Raw genomic sequence first — 13,400 nt, 5'->3', positions numbered from 1 at the left:
TTAACCCCTGGAAGCAACCTTTCCCAAACAAAAAAAACAAGATCCACATGGGACCTTGCTTTCCTGTTTTTAATTAAGCTTTGCCTTCTGAACCGAATACGTCGATACGTTCTTCAACAGCTGCAGTAATTGCTTCGAAACCTGGTTTCAAGAATTTACGTGGGTCGAAGAGTTTCTTCTTGTCGTATTCTGCTTCGTTTGCATCGTATTCACGTACGAATTGACGAGTAGCATTTGCAAATGCGATTTGGCATTCAGTGTTAACGTTAACTTTTGCAACACCAAGTTTGATAGCTGCTTGGATTTGATCATCAGGGATACCTGATCCACCGTGCAATACGATTGGGAATCCTGGAACAGCTTCAGTCAATTTTTGCAAGTGGTCAAGGTGAAGACCTTTCCAGTTTGCTGGGTAAGGACCGTGGATGTTACCGATACCTGCAGCCAAGAAGTCGATTCCTGTAGCAACCATTGCTTTAGCGTCTTCGATTGGTGCCAATTCACCGTCACCGATGATACCGTCTTCTTCACCACCGATAGTACCAACTTCAGCTTCTACTGAGATACCTTTAGCATGAGCTTTTTCAACGACATCTTTCGCCAATTTAAGGTTTTCTTCAACTGGAAGGTGTGAACCGTCAAACATGATTGAAGTGTAACCAGCTTCGATACATTCAAGAGCATCGTCGTAGTGACCATGGTCAAGGTGAATAGCAACTGGTACAGTAATACCCATTGATTCTACAAGGTTTTCAATAAGGGCTTTACATACTTTGTAACCACCCATGTATTTAGCAGCACCCATAGAAGTTTGGATAAGTACTGGAGCTTTCTTAGCTTCTGCTGCACGCAAGATAGCTTGAGTCCACTCAAGGTTGTTTGTGTTAAATCCACCAACTGCATAACCATTGTCACGAGCTGCTTGGACAAATTTTTCTGCTGAAACGATTGCCATTTGTTATAGGCCTCCTATAAATTTTTGTGGGGTTAATCCCACTTACATTGTTTATTTTATCACTTTTTAGATGAAATTGCTAGCTTTTCCTGTAGCTTTAAGCGATTTCTTCCGATAAATAGGACGGAATCTCCTATCTCCTAAGACTTCCATCCTATTCAAAAAGCAAAAAAGGAGCTTAAGCCCCTTTCAATCTTTCTCTTTAAAATTTTTTAACGAAAGGAGAAAAGCAATCCCGCAAATCACAAAGGATACCGCTGCAACCCATTGAGAATAGAAATAAGCAGCAAATAACTGACTGTCAGTAAACATTTTCCCAAGAAGTCCGTTCACCAATCCCTCAAGAAAGGGAATATTCTCACACACAGCAAGGATTGAGGCAAGAAAGAGAATAAAGCCTGCTATCAGAAAGAGATTGGGAATCCATCTTTTCAGCCTTTTTTCATCTCTGAGCAGATACTTAGAAGCAATCGTCACTAAAAAAATGAAAACATTCCATATGTTTAAGGCGATAAAATATCTAAAAGTATCCTTGTATGCGCCTATCGCCATAGCTAAAATCAGGATAGGACCGAAAAAATTAATGGCACTTCCCAATAGTGCAAAGAGGCCATCGGCCAAAACCAGATACTTCTTCTTCATGTTCTCACCTCATCTCACACCTATTCTACCACAAAGAAATTTGAAAACAAAAAAAGATAGCCGAAGCTATCTTGATCCGATGCGGAGAGAGGGACTTGAACCCTCACGACCTAAAGCGGTCACAGGATCCTTAGTCCTGCGCGTCTGCCAATTCCGCCATCCCCGCGATTGAGTACTTTACTAGTATATCAATCAACGACTTTTTTGTCAAGATTTTTTTCAAACTTTTTTCAGAGTTTGTCATTTTTTCACAAAAGGGAGTGGGAAAGAACTCCGACTAATTAAAAAGAGTTCGTCTTCCCACCCCCGCACAGTTGATTAGGTCATCTTTGGAGCTTGAAAAGCGAACAAAGATGCCAATCAACCACTGCGTCATGTAGTTATTACTATTATAGTCCAAAGGCTGGACACTTATTGCCCAGCCTTGATTTTTATTTGCTATCGTGGTTTTCAACTGCCGCTGTGATAAAGGCTGTGTAAAGTCCTTCTGGGCGGTTTGGACGGCTTGACAATTCTGGGTGGTATTGGCAAGCGACAAAGAATTTGTTTTCTGGGATTTCAACGATTTCGACCAAACGGTTGTCTGGTGAAACGCCTGAGAAGACAAATCCTGCTTCTTCGAATTGTTCACGAAAAGCATTGTTAAACTCATAACGGTGACGGTGGCGACGTTGTACCACTTCTTGATTGTCATAGGCAGCGGCTGCTTTTGATCCTCGTTTGAGTTTAGATGGGTAAAGACCGAGGCGGAGCGTTCCTCCCATGTCTTCCACATCGATTTGGTCCCGCATGATATCGATAATCGGATACTTGGTTTCTGGATCCAATTCGGATGAATTGGCCCCTTCCAATCCTAAAACGTGACGGGCAAATTCGATACAGGTTAACTGCATACCCAAGCAGACACCCAACATTGGTACGTCTTGTTCACGCGCATACTTGATGGCTTGAATTTTTCCTTCTGTTCCCCGTTGACCAAAACCACCTGGGACGATGATTCCATCCGCATCTCCAAGGAGTTCTGCCACATTTTCAGCTGTCACATCATTGGCATTGACCCAATTAATCTTGACTTCTGCATCGTTGGCATAACCTGAGTGCTTCAAGGCCTCAACGACAGAAATGTAGGCATCTTGCAATTCTACATATTTTCCAACTAAGGAAATCTTGACCTGCTTCTTGAGGTTCATGACCTTGTCGACCATCGCAGACCATTCTGTCATATCTGCTGCAGGAACATCCAATTTCAAATGGTCACAAACGATTTGGTCCATATTTTGTGCTTGCAAGTTCAATGGGATTTGGTACAAATGTTCCACATCAAGTGATTCGATGACAGCTTCTGGTGCCACATCACAGAATTGAGCCAACTTGTTCTTAATTCCTTGACCAGCTGGTTTTTCTGTACGGATGACCAACATATTTGGTTGAATTCCAAGACCACGCAATTCTTTCACAGAGTGTTGGGTCGGCTTGGTTTTCATTTCTCCCGCAGCCTTCAAGTAAGGTAGAAGAGTGGTGTGGATGTACATAACGTTTTCAGCACCAACATCTGCCTTCATTTGACGAAGAGCTTCAAGGAATGGAAGGGATTCAATGTCTCCAACTGTTCCTCCGACTTCTGTGATGATGACATCTGAATCCGTCGTCGTCGCTGCTCGTTTGATCTTTTCTTTCAAGGCATTTGTAATATGAGGAATCACCTGTACAGTCGCGCCCAAGTATTCTCCACGACGTTCCTTTCGAAGGACTTCGCTATAAATTTTCCCTGTTGTCACATTTGAGTACTTATTCAGATTGATATCAATGAAGCGTTCATAGTGACCAAGGTCCAAGTCTGTCTCTGCGCCATCGTCTGTGACAAATACTTCCCCGTGTTGGTAAGGACTCATCGTCCCTGGGTCGATATTGATATAAGGGTCAAATTTTTGGATCGTCACTTTCAATCCACGATTTTTGAGCAAGCGACCAAGACTTGCTGCGACAATCCCTTTCCCGATGGATGATACGACACCACCCGTGACAAAAATATATTTTGTTGACATGTGCTTTCCTCTTCTTCTAATGTTGTAGAGGCCATTCCTCTTTGCAGAAAAAACAAAAATAGCTCCCTAATCCTTAGGGAGCTCCGACCTCAAAATGAGGTGCCCGAACAATATCTTACCGCAAATGGTCTACTTTGTCAAATTGAAAATTTCATGAAAATGATGTTCGCTGTTTACACAACCTTTTCCACTCCATTTTGTGTAACGAGAAATTTCTCAAATTGAAGCCGAGGCATGCAAGAAGCAAGGTCCTTGTGGATTCGTTCTAGCGCTTCTAAACGCATCTCGACTGACGTCTCGGTATTTCCTTGGATGACAAAGAGGGCGTTTTGCGTAGTCTTCTCAAATTTGTAATGGTCACTATCGCGTACATCCAACCAAGCCAGAACTCCTTTTTGATCCCGGTAGACAGGATCTGTCGGTGCGACATGTTTTTCACTAGAAAGGATAGGGAGAAAGAGATCGTCTCTTTGACTCACTGTAAATTCAATCGGTCCCTCAATCTTATCTAGGTCATGTCCTCCGATCGCGAGAAAAGACTTCAGCGATTCGACATTATAGATATCGATGATGCTATTGATCTGAGGAAGAGCTCCTCGATGCTGGATGTTTCGGATAAGAGCTAGGACTGTTGGTGGATTTTTCTTGATGCTACGCCCTACTTTTTGCAAGAGGTCTGTATACCCTTTGATGACAGGAGATGCCACTACTTCTTCTGTCTGACACTGGAGCGCCCATTGTTCAAGCGCTTTCTTCTTTTCAAGAAAAGAAGGGGGCAAAACTGCTTGAGGGTCCACATTTCTAGCAATTCCGACCACAACCGTATCAATACCAAGAGCTACTAAACTTTGATCTAAACGAAAGTCCATCTGAACACCTCCTATTGGGAAACCTTACACGTTTATCATACGCCATTTCGCCACTTTTTTCAATGCAAATAAAAAGAGAGTGGGACAGAAATCGGTAATTCGTTAGAATTCGATTTCGTCGTCCCACCTCCGCACAGTTGAGTAGGGCTGTAAAAGCTGATGAAATCAGCGTAGTAGAGCCCACTCAACCACTGCGTCTTGCTCGACAATCCAAAAACAATTGAGAGGCTAGGACTTTTGTCCCAGCCTCTTCTTATGATTTATTCTTCTTCCTCGTCTTCAGAATCCTCTTCTTCGTCGTCTTCTTCGCTTAATTCAACTTCCTCACCCAAATCATCTGGTACGATTTCATTGATTTCAGCATCGTAAGCTTCGACTTCACTCTTTTCATCATCTGGATTTTCTTCATCGTATGAAAGAGCTGGATCTGCTTCGTAAACTTCTTCATCTTCTGGATCATCGTCGTTGTAGTCGATCGCATCTTCGTCTCCATCCATGAAGGCATTGACACGTTTTTTCTTCCGTTTCTTAGGAGTTTCATCTTCGTCTGTTTCTTCAATAGCGATGATTTCTTCGTCAACTTCATCGATGGCATACCATGAACGAAGACCCCATTTGTTATCTCCAAGTGGGATAAAGCTTCCATCTACATTCAATTCTGTGTAGAACAATGGAAGAGCTTCACGGATCTCGCTGTTTGATTTTTCAAGGTAATTTTGAATTTCATTTACAAGATCGCTAAAGTACATTTCATGGTCACGTCCGCGTAATTCCAAAATCGCACGCGCCACTTCAATCATAGAAAGTTCACTTTTTTCTTGTCCAGCAAATACTTCTAATTCCAAGGGTAAATCTCCTTATGTTTCATTTCCTAAATGGAGAAGGATCCGGTCTTCAACCTCATCCTATCCTCAATGATAGATTGAAAACTTCTCGTCACTAAATCTATCACGCATTTTATCGTTACACTCTATTGTACGATAAATTTCCCCTTTCGTCAAAGGAAAATTCCAGGATTCTCCATGAAATCAAAAAAAAGAAGAGCCTCACGGCTCTTCTTTTTTATCTCAATTATTTTACTTTTGCTGTGCTTGTGATTACGTTCACTGCTTTCTTCACTGTGATGTCATGTTTCAACATTTCTGGTGAAAGAAGGTTGCGAACTTGTTCAACTGGCATGTTGTAATCTGCTGCCAATTGTTCGATTTCAGCGTTGATTTCTTCTTCAGTTGCTTCGAAGCCTTCTGCTTTCGCTACTGCTTCAACCACAAGGTTTGTCTTCGTACGGCTTTCAGCTTCTGCTTCGTATTGTTTGTGAAGATCTTCTTGAGTTGTTCCAGTGATTTGGAAGTACATTTCAGGTGAGATACCTTGACGTTGCATGTTTCCAAGGAACTCGTTGATTGAACGGTGTACTTCTTCGTGGATCATTTCTTCTGGAAGGTCAACGATTTCAGCGTTTTCAACGGCAAGATCGATTGCTGCTGCTTCTACTGCATCGTTGTATGCTTCTTCTTTAGCTGCTGCCAATTCTTTGCGGTATTTTTCTTTCAATTCAGCAAGAGTTTCAACTTCTTCGTCGATGTCTTTTGCCAATTCATCGTCAAGAGCTGGTACTTCTTTTGCTTTTACTTCGTGGATCGTTGTCACGAATTTCGCTTCTTTACCTGCAAGGTCAGTCTTGGTAGTCTTCTGGGAATGTTACGATCACGTCAACTGTTTCACCAGCAGAGTGTCCAACCAATTGGTCTTCGAAACCTGGGATGAATTGACCTGAACCAAGTCCAAGTGAGAAGTTGTCACCTTTACCACCGTCGAATTCAACACCGTCGATAGAACCTACGAAGTCGATCACAACTGTGTCACCTTCTCTTCAGACCTTCTTTAACAACCAATTCAGCCAAGTTGTTGCGTTCGCGTTCGATACGAGCATCCACATCAGCGTCTGTTACTTCTTTAGAAACTTCTACTGATACTTCAAGGTCTTTGTAAGCACCCAATTTTACTTCAGGTTTTGTTACAACAGCTGCTGTCAATGTCCAGTCTTGACCTTTTTCCATAGATACAACATCGAAAGTTGGTTGTGCTACAACTTCGATTCCAGCTTCTTTAACAGCTGCTTCATACGCTGCTGGAAGAAGATCGTTCAAAGCATCTTGGTAAAGAGCTTCTTCACCAAAACGTTGGTTGAAGATTGGACGTGGAATATGACCTTTACGGAATCCAGGTACGTTCAAAGTTTTCTTAACTGACTCAAACACACGGTCCAAAGCAGGTTTGATTTGCTCTTGGCTGATTGTGAAAGTCAATACACCGTGGTTAGTTTCTTTGTTTTCAAATGATACAGACATTCTGTCTCTCCTTAAAATAATATAGTCATTCCTTATAATTTTACCACAAAACTTTGAAATTGCAAGTTTTAAAACGTTTTTGCCTCTCTTTTCATCCAAAAAAACTAGCCCTTAAAAGCTAGTTCTGATTATGATTTTCGGATGGGATCATCGAGGTAGAGAGCACGGGCGCCGCCGATCAATTTTGGCCGACTGGCGAGGGCTGTGACATGGGCTTCACCTAGTTCACGCAAGATAGGGCGAATTGGAACTTGCACATGTTTGACATGCATCCCCACGGAGGTATCTCCGATGTCTAACCCCGCTTGAGCTGTGATAAATTCCACCTCAACAGGATCCTTAAAATACTTGAAAGCTGCGAGTTGCCCAGCACCTCCTGCATGGAGACTCGGAAGGACATTGACGATTTCTAGTTCCTTCTTATCTGCCAATTCTCTTTCGACCACTAAGGCGCGATTGAGATGCTCACATCCTTGTACTGCCAGATAAACCCCTCTTGGATTCAACTCATCTAGCAAGGTCTGGACAATAGCTTCGGCAATGTCGATGTTGGAGGCCTTTCCAATTTGCCCTCCTGCAACTTCACTTGAAGACATCCCGAGTACAAGAATCTGTCCTTGGCGGAGACGGCTTTTTTCCAAGACATCTACCAAGATTTCTTTTGTATCCTTCTTCAGTTGCTCCAGATCCATGAATTAGCTTCCTTTCTTTTGAAATGCATAATAGACCACATAACCTAAAGCCATTCCAACAAAATTCTGAGCGAGGTTATTCGGAATGTCCGAGATAGCAGCACCCCAGCCATTGCCTAAAAAGAGAGCAGAAGCTAGTGCGTAACCGCCTACCATGACGACTGTTGCAAGGAGCAAGCCTAGGTAACGAGCTTTGCCCTTGAAGCCGGCGAAATAGCCTTGTCCCCCGTGAAAGAGGAGGCTAAAGAACATCCACTGAGGATAGCCTGAAATCAGATCCAATAAGAAGGCTCCGACACCGCCTACAATAGCACCTTCCTTGCGTCCAAAATAGAAGGCTGTGAAATAGGCACCAAGATCTAGCAGGGTGACGATCCCTGTAGGAGTTGGAAGTTTGGTATAGTAGCCAAGTACAACTGTCAAGGCTGTCAAAATAGAGAGGCGGGCAATGAGTTGAGTTCGATTAGATGTCATATTGTACTACTCCATACTGGTCTGAATGTTGAATCGCTTGGAAAACAAAGTCTTTAGAGGCTTTAACAGCTTCAAGTGGAGATTTCCCTTGCACCAACTGGCTAGAAATGCTAGACGCAAAGGTACAACCAGCTCCTGTATTGTTCTTTTCTAAGACTGGCTCTTCAATGACGGTGAAGTCTGTTCCATCATAAAAGACATCGATGGCCTTTTCTTTATTGAGACGATTGCCTCCTTTGACCACGACATTCGCTGCTCCTAATTCGTGGAGCTTGCGCGCTGCCTCCTTCATATCATCGAGCGATTGAATCTTGCTTTGGGTCAAGATCTCAGCTTCTGGCAAGTTCGGCGTAATGATGGTCACATAAGGGAAGAACTTGATCAATTCGTCTCGAAGAGCTGAAACTTCTACATCATGGCTTTCCTTGCAGACCAAGACAGGATCTAGTACCACAGGGATCTCCGCATGGGCTTTGACATAGTCCAAGGCTAAGTCCGCCACTTCAACATTTGGCAAAAGACCGAGTTTAATAGCAGAGAAAGGAACATCTTTGAGGGAGTTGAGCTGTTGAGCAAAGGTCGTCGGATCCACCGGAATCACTTCGAAACCGTGCTCCGTCATAGCCGTCAAACAAGTCACCGCTACAAAGCCATGCTGTTTATTAGTCGTATAAGTTGCAAGGTCTGCATGAAGACCTCCTCCACTAAAAATATCATTTCCTGAAATAGCTAGAATCAATTCATTACTCATAACGGATCTCCTTTAAATATAAGCCATTTGGCGCTGCTGTAGGACCTGCTAAATTGCGGTCCTTCTTATCCAAAATCAGATCGATCTGCTCGATCGGCATCCGATCATTTCCGATCTTCAACAAAGTTCCCACCATATTGCGGATTTGCTTGTAGAGAAAACCATTGCCCGAAAAGGTAAAGACCAGGCGATGATGCTCTGCATCCTCGACCAAGCGAGCCTCTGTAATCGTACGAACCTTATCTTCCACACTGGTTCCTGAAGCCGTAAAACCGGTGAAATCATGGGTTCCCTCCAACTTTTGGATGGCTGCTTGCATCTTTTCCACATCCAAAGGATAAGGATAGTGGGTGGCATAGTGGCGCATCATGGGGTTCTTGGGACGACCATAATCCACAATAAATTCATAGGTCTTGCTGTGCTTCTTGTAGCGTGAGTGAAAGTCATCTGCTACTTGCTCTACTCGGATGAAATCAATATCCTCTGGGGTTTGGGTATCGAGGGCAAAGCGGAGCTTTTCCTCGTCCCGCGCTTGGGGGAGATCAAAATGAATCACCTGGCCAAGAGCATGGACACCGGAATCCGTTCGCCCCGCTCCATGAACGGTAACAGGGGTTCCTTGATTGAGGCGCGTCAAGGTCTTCTCGATTTCCTCTTGCACACTACGGGCATGAGGTTGGCGTTGAAACCCTGCAAACAAGGTCCCGTCATATGAAATGGTTGCTTTGTATCGTGTCATGGTTTTATTTTAGCAGGATATAGAAGGGGTTACAAGAGTGAAAAAATCAAACTGTCCGGGTACAGTTTTACGAGCACAAAAAGAGACTGGGACAAAAGTCCTAGCCTCTCAATTATTTTTGGATTGTCGAGCAAGACGCAGTGGTTGAGTGGGCTCTACTACGCTGATTTCATCAGCTTTTACAGCCCTACTCAACTGTGCGGAGGTGGGACGACGAAATCGAATTCTAACGAATTACCGATTTCTGTCCCACTCTCCTAACTTCGACCTGTTACAAATCTACTAGGTCTTAGTCTCTTTTTTTATTTTTCAAGTCCATTCCTGCTGCTCCTAAGATCGCTCCTAGTAAAGAGAGCCCCAGAGCAGATTCCACTCCTGTTTCTGGAAGTTGCTTGTTAGAAGATACTGCTTCTGAACGAACCGTTTCTTCCACAGCTGCTGGAATTGGCGTTGGGGTATTTTCTGGTGCTACTGGCTGATTCTTCGAGATCACTTGAGGTGTTGAAGGATCTGAAACCATTTTGTTTACAAGCACATCTGGTTTCACTGGTGCTTCTACTGAAGGGCTTGTTGGGATCACGACTTCTTTGGTACCGACTTCAACAATTTCTGCAACAGGCTCTGTTGCAACTTCTGTAGCAATCACTTTTCGACTTTGATCAAGCGCTGAAACCTCTACATACTCAAGACCTTGCCCTTTAACCCCAGCCTGGATCACTCTGCGTTCTCCTTTAGCGAGATCTGGATTGGTCCGTTCCACAAGGTCAAAATCAAGTTCTTTTTCTACGATTTCAAGACTTGGTTTGTCTTCCACTAGGGCTTTGACGTCATTTTCAGCCAAGCTACCTACTTGCGTAATTGGCTTGAGCCCCGCAAGGGCTTGAGTCAGAGCAGCCACTTCTTGATCCACCTGATCTTGATGAGCACGGCTCACATTCCAATTCAAGCTATCTAAGACTTTCGCAAGGGCTGCGCGCGATTCTGGTGTGTAAATGGCTAGATCTGTTGGTACCGTAGCATCTGCTTTTCTAAGAGCAGTGAAGTCCGCCTTGAAATAGTCCTGGTTGTGGTTAGCAAAAGCTTCCATGACCTGGAAGACTTCTTCTTCCTTGTATTCATTGGCCGGCTCATCAGCCCAAATTCCCAACATACTTCCGGATGTCGGTAATTTGACATCAGGGTACTTGGTTGAAGCTAACTGTTCAAACGGAACAGTTTCTGTATTTTGAATAGCTTTTTCGAGCGGATAACTTTGGTCACCTTTGTGGCCCAAAACATAGTACCAGTCCCCGTTGGTATTAAGGAATTTATACCCCTTATCTGCCAAATACTGTGGTGACGCAAGGTTATAGCCCCACCATCCTTTAGACCAGTATGAAATCAAGACGTCCTTGTCAAAGGCAACATCATCTTCATCTCCATAATAGAAGCCATCGTTAAAGGCCATTGGTCGCAAGCCTTTTTCACGCGCCATAGTCGCAAGACTATTGGAATACTCCGCAAATTTACCATAGAGGTCATACCACTTGAGGTAGTACCAGCCTTGCGCACTGGTAGCGTCATTGGCATATTCATCCGTTCCATAGTTAAAGATCTTAGACTTGTCTTTGAAGTAGTCCATGTACTTGCCAATCAAGGCTTTGGTAAAGTTGACTGCTGCTTCATTGGTCAAATCCATGGTTGTTTTTGAAACCGTATCAAAGCTGGCTTGTGGATTTTCAATGCCCAATTTTTCCATGGCCACCAACAAAGCATCCATGTGTCCAGGACTATTGACTGCCGCAATCAAGCCGATTCCTTTCGCAGTAGCATAAGCATGGAGTTCATCCATTTCTGTTTGAGTCAAGGCTTGACCATTTGGATCATCGTAATAGGCCTTGGTGCCTTCTAAAATGGCCTTTTTCACATCATCACTGGCATAGGTTTTGCCATTGGCTTCCACCGTCATATCATCGAGGACGAAGCGCATGCCATCGTTTCCGACCAGGAGGTGCAAGTCAGAATAACCCAACTCACTGGCCTTATCTACGATCCGTTTCAATTGCTCCAGTGAGAAGTATTTGCGGCCTGCATCGATCGAGATGACCTTCTTCATGGCAAGTTTTTCTTCCGCTTCTTTTGCTGCAACTTCTTTCGCGTAGCTTTCTGTATACACCAAAGCATCTTGAGCTGCTTTGAGATTGTCGATCAAGGTTTTGGCCTCTGCTCGAGTGGTGTTTGCTCCTGCCCCTTCTAAAGCTTTTTTAGCTGCCGTAAAGGCTACTAGAGATTCCGGTGTATAGTGGTCCAAATCAGTTGGAGCTTCTGAAAGAGCTTTTTCGACGACTTCAGGATCTGCTACAAAGTAGTCCGCATTCTTGTCCGCGAAAGCATGCATGAGCTTAAAGAGAAGGTCTTTTTTGTAGGTTGCAGATGGCGTATCTGCCCAGGCAGCTACCATCCCACCGATGAAGGGCACCTTAGCCCCATCATTTTTTTGAACCACATCAATCGCTGACTTGGAAATTCCTTCGAGACCTTGATCCAGGTTGTACCAACCAGATCCAGCCTTGTCCCGTCCAAGCACATAATACCATGCATCATTGGTATTAAGAATCTGATGACCTAGTTCAGACAAGAGTTTTGAAGATGCGACATCATAGCCGTTCCAGCCACCTGTCCAGTAGGAGACAATGATATCCTTGTCAAAAGTACCATAGGAAGTATCGCCATTGTAGTAGATTCCATCATTGAAGGCCATTGGTTTCATCTTGTGTTTTTTCACAATAGCTGCTAGATCATTAGCATATTGGATGAATTTTTCATAGCCTTTTTCTGGATAGCCTTCACCTGGCCAATGCTTGCTGGCTTGGAGAACCTGCCAACCATGGGCATCTGTGGCATCGTTGGCATATTCATCCAAACCGATGTTAAAAATGTCTGCCTTGCCGCTGAAATAAGCCGCATACTTGTCTACCAAAGCCTTGGTAAAGTCTAAGGCTTTTTGGTTGTCCAAATCGACTGTCCGTGCTGATTTTTTAGTGCCAAAGTAATTAAAGTGAGGGTTTTCGATGCCCAATTGTTCCATGGCTGTCAGAATCGCATCCATGTGACCTGGACTATTAATGGTTGGGATGACACCTACTTTCTTCGATTTGGCGTAGGCCAAAATATCATCCATTTGAGCCTGGGTCAAGGCTGTCCCGTTCGGATCATCGTAATAAGCCTTCGTCCCTTTTTCAACCGCATCTGTCACGGCTTGGCTAGAGTAAGAAGTATCTCCCACTTTCAAAGACATGTCATCCAGCACAAAGCGCAAACCATCATTTCCAACTAGAAGATGCAAGTCTGTATAACCCGTCTTACTTGCTTCATCAATGATTTCCTTGATTTGGTCTGGTGAGAAGTACTTGCGACCGGCATCAATCGAAACTATCTTTTTCTTGGCTAATTTTTCTTCTTGGTCAGGATCTTTAGCAGGCGTTTCCGTCGCTGGTTGAGCTGCCACATCCGACTCTGCGACCGAGCTCGCTCCTTCGTGAATCAAACGGTCAAGATCTGATTCCCGCAATTCACGATCAGGCAGTGTCGGTTGACTTTGATCGACGATTGGGGCAGGAGCCGTTGGTTTTTCTACTGTTGGCTGAGAAGCTTCCTCATTAAGGGAAATAGTTGACTCACCCTCGTTTGGCTGAGTTGGAACTGTCGTTGAAGGGCTGTCTGTAGCCGTTGGCGTATCAGCTGCTACAACCTGAGCACCAGCAAAAAATCCTATGAGCACTGAAGCAGCTCCTACTGCGTACTTACGAATCGCATAACGTGGTTGATGTGATTTCATCAGGACCTCCTAAATTGTCTTTGTAATCGTTTTCTTAAATTTACCACGATATCTTAATAAATTCA

Annotated in this window: 10 protein-coding genes, 1 tRNA gene and 1 pseudogene; all 12 read right to left on the bottom strand. The window is 43.9% G+C overall.

Going from position 1 to position 13,400, the window contains the following annotated elements:
• Nucleotides 1–73: 73 nt before the first annotated feature.
• Nucleotides 74–955 carry a class II fructose-bisphosphate aldolase gene (locus AB4X21_RS02370; RefSeq protein WP_003004573.1) on the bottom strand — a complete coding sequence of 294 codons (882 nt, stop codon included), beginning with the start codon at nt 953–955 and terminating at the stop codon, nt 74–76.
• A 189-nt stretch (nt 956–1,144) separates the two neighbouring features.
• The gene (locus AB4X21_RS02365; protein ID WP_155127027.1) at nt 1,145–1,597 is read right to left on the bottom strand and encodes a hypothetical protein; all 453 of its coding nucleotides are present in this window, start codon (nt 1,595–1,597) and stop codon (nt 1,145–1,147) included.
• An 80-nt stretch (nt 1,598–1,677) separates the two neighbouring features.
• Nucleotides 1,678–1,763 (bottom strand) — tRNA-Leu (locus AB4X21_RS02360).
• Nucleotides 1,764–2,028: 265 nt separating this feature from the next.
• Nucleotides 2,029–3,642 (bottom strand): CTP synthase, encoded by a 1,614-nt coding sequence (locus AB4X21_RS02355; protein WP_369088131.1) that lies wholly within the window; start codon nt 3,640–3,642, stop codon nt 2,029–2,031.
• Between the two features lie 173 nt (nt 3,643–3,815).
• On the bottom strand, nt 3,816–4,511 hold the full coding sequence (locus AB4X21_RS02350; protein ID WP_369088130.1) for a B3/4 domain-containing protein: 696 nt from the start codon (nt 4,509–4,511) through the stop codon (nt 3,816–3,818).
• Between the two features lie 260 nt (nt 4,512–4,771).
• The gene (rpoE, locus tag AB4X21_RS02345; protein ID WP_320910926.1) at nt 4,772–5,356 is read right to left on the bottom strand and encodes a DNA-directed RNA polymerase subunit delta; all 585 of its coding nucleotides are present in this window, start codon (nt 5,354–5,356) and stop codon (nt 4,772–4,774) included.
• Nucleotides 5,357–5,582: 226 nt separating this feature from the next.
• Nucleotides 5,583–6,862 (bottom strand): annotated as a pseudogene (gene tig, locus AB4X21_RS02340) (trigger factor).
• A 128-nt stretch (nt 6,863–6,990) separates the two neighbouring features.
• Entirely contained in the window at nt 6,991–7,554 is a 564-nt protein-coding gene (locus tag AB4X21_RS02335; protein WP_320910927.1) for a TIGR01440 family protein, read from the bottom strand.
• Nucleotides 7,555–7,557: 3 nt separating this feature from the next.
• Entirely contained in the window at nt 7,558–8,028 is a 471-nt protein-coding gene (locus AB4X21_RS02330) for an ECF transporter S component (protein ID WP_003017988.1), read from the bottom strand.
• Nucleotides 8,018–8,779, bottom strand: a complete 762-nt coding sequence (locus AB4X21_RS02325; protein ID WP_049507303.1) for a bifunctional hydroxymethylpyrimidine kinase/phosphomethylpyrimidine kinase — start codon at nt 8,777–8,779, stop codon at nt 8,018–8,020. The genes AB4X21_RS02330 and AB4X21_RS02325 overlap by 11 nt, the downstream gene beginning before the upstream one ends.
• Nucleotides 8,772–9,518: a tRNA pseudouridine(38-40) synthase TruA gene (gene truA / locus AB4X21_RS02320; protein WP_320910929.1), complete on the bottom strand. Its 747-nt coding sequence runs from the start codon at nt 9,516–9,518 to the stop codon at nt 8,772–8,774. Before truA ends, AB4X21_RS02325 begins: the two co-directional genes overlap by 8 nt.
• 289 nt (nt 9,519–9,807) lie before the next feature.
• On the bottom strand, nt 9,808–13,335 hold the full coding sequence (locus tag AB4X21_RS02315; RefSeq protein WP_369088129.1) for a family 20 glycosylhydrolase: 3,528 nt from the start codon (nt 13,333–13,335) through the stop codon (nt 9,808–9,810).
• Between the last annotated feature and the right edge of the window lie 65 nt (nt 13,336–13,400).

Source organism: Streptococcus sp. CP1998, assembly GCF_041026655.1.
Lineage (GTDB): Bacteria > Bacillota > Bacilli > Lactobacillales > Streptococcaceae > Streptococcus > Streptococcus dentalis.
Note: the sequence above shows the minus strand (reverse complement) of the source record. Positions and strands in the feature narration are given on the sequence as shown.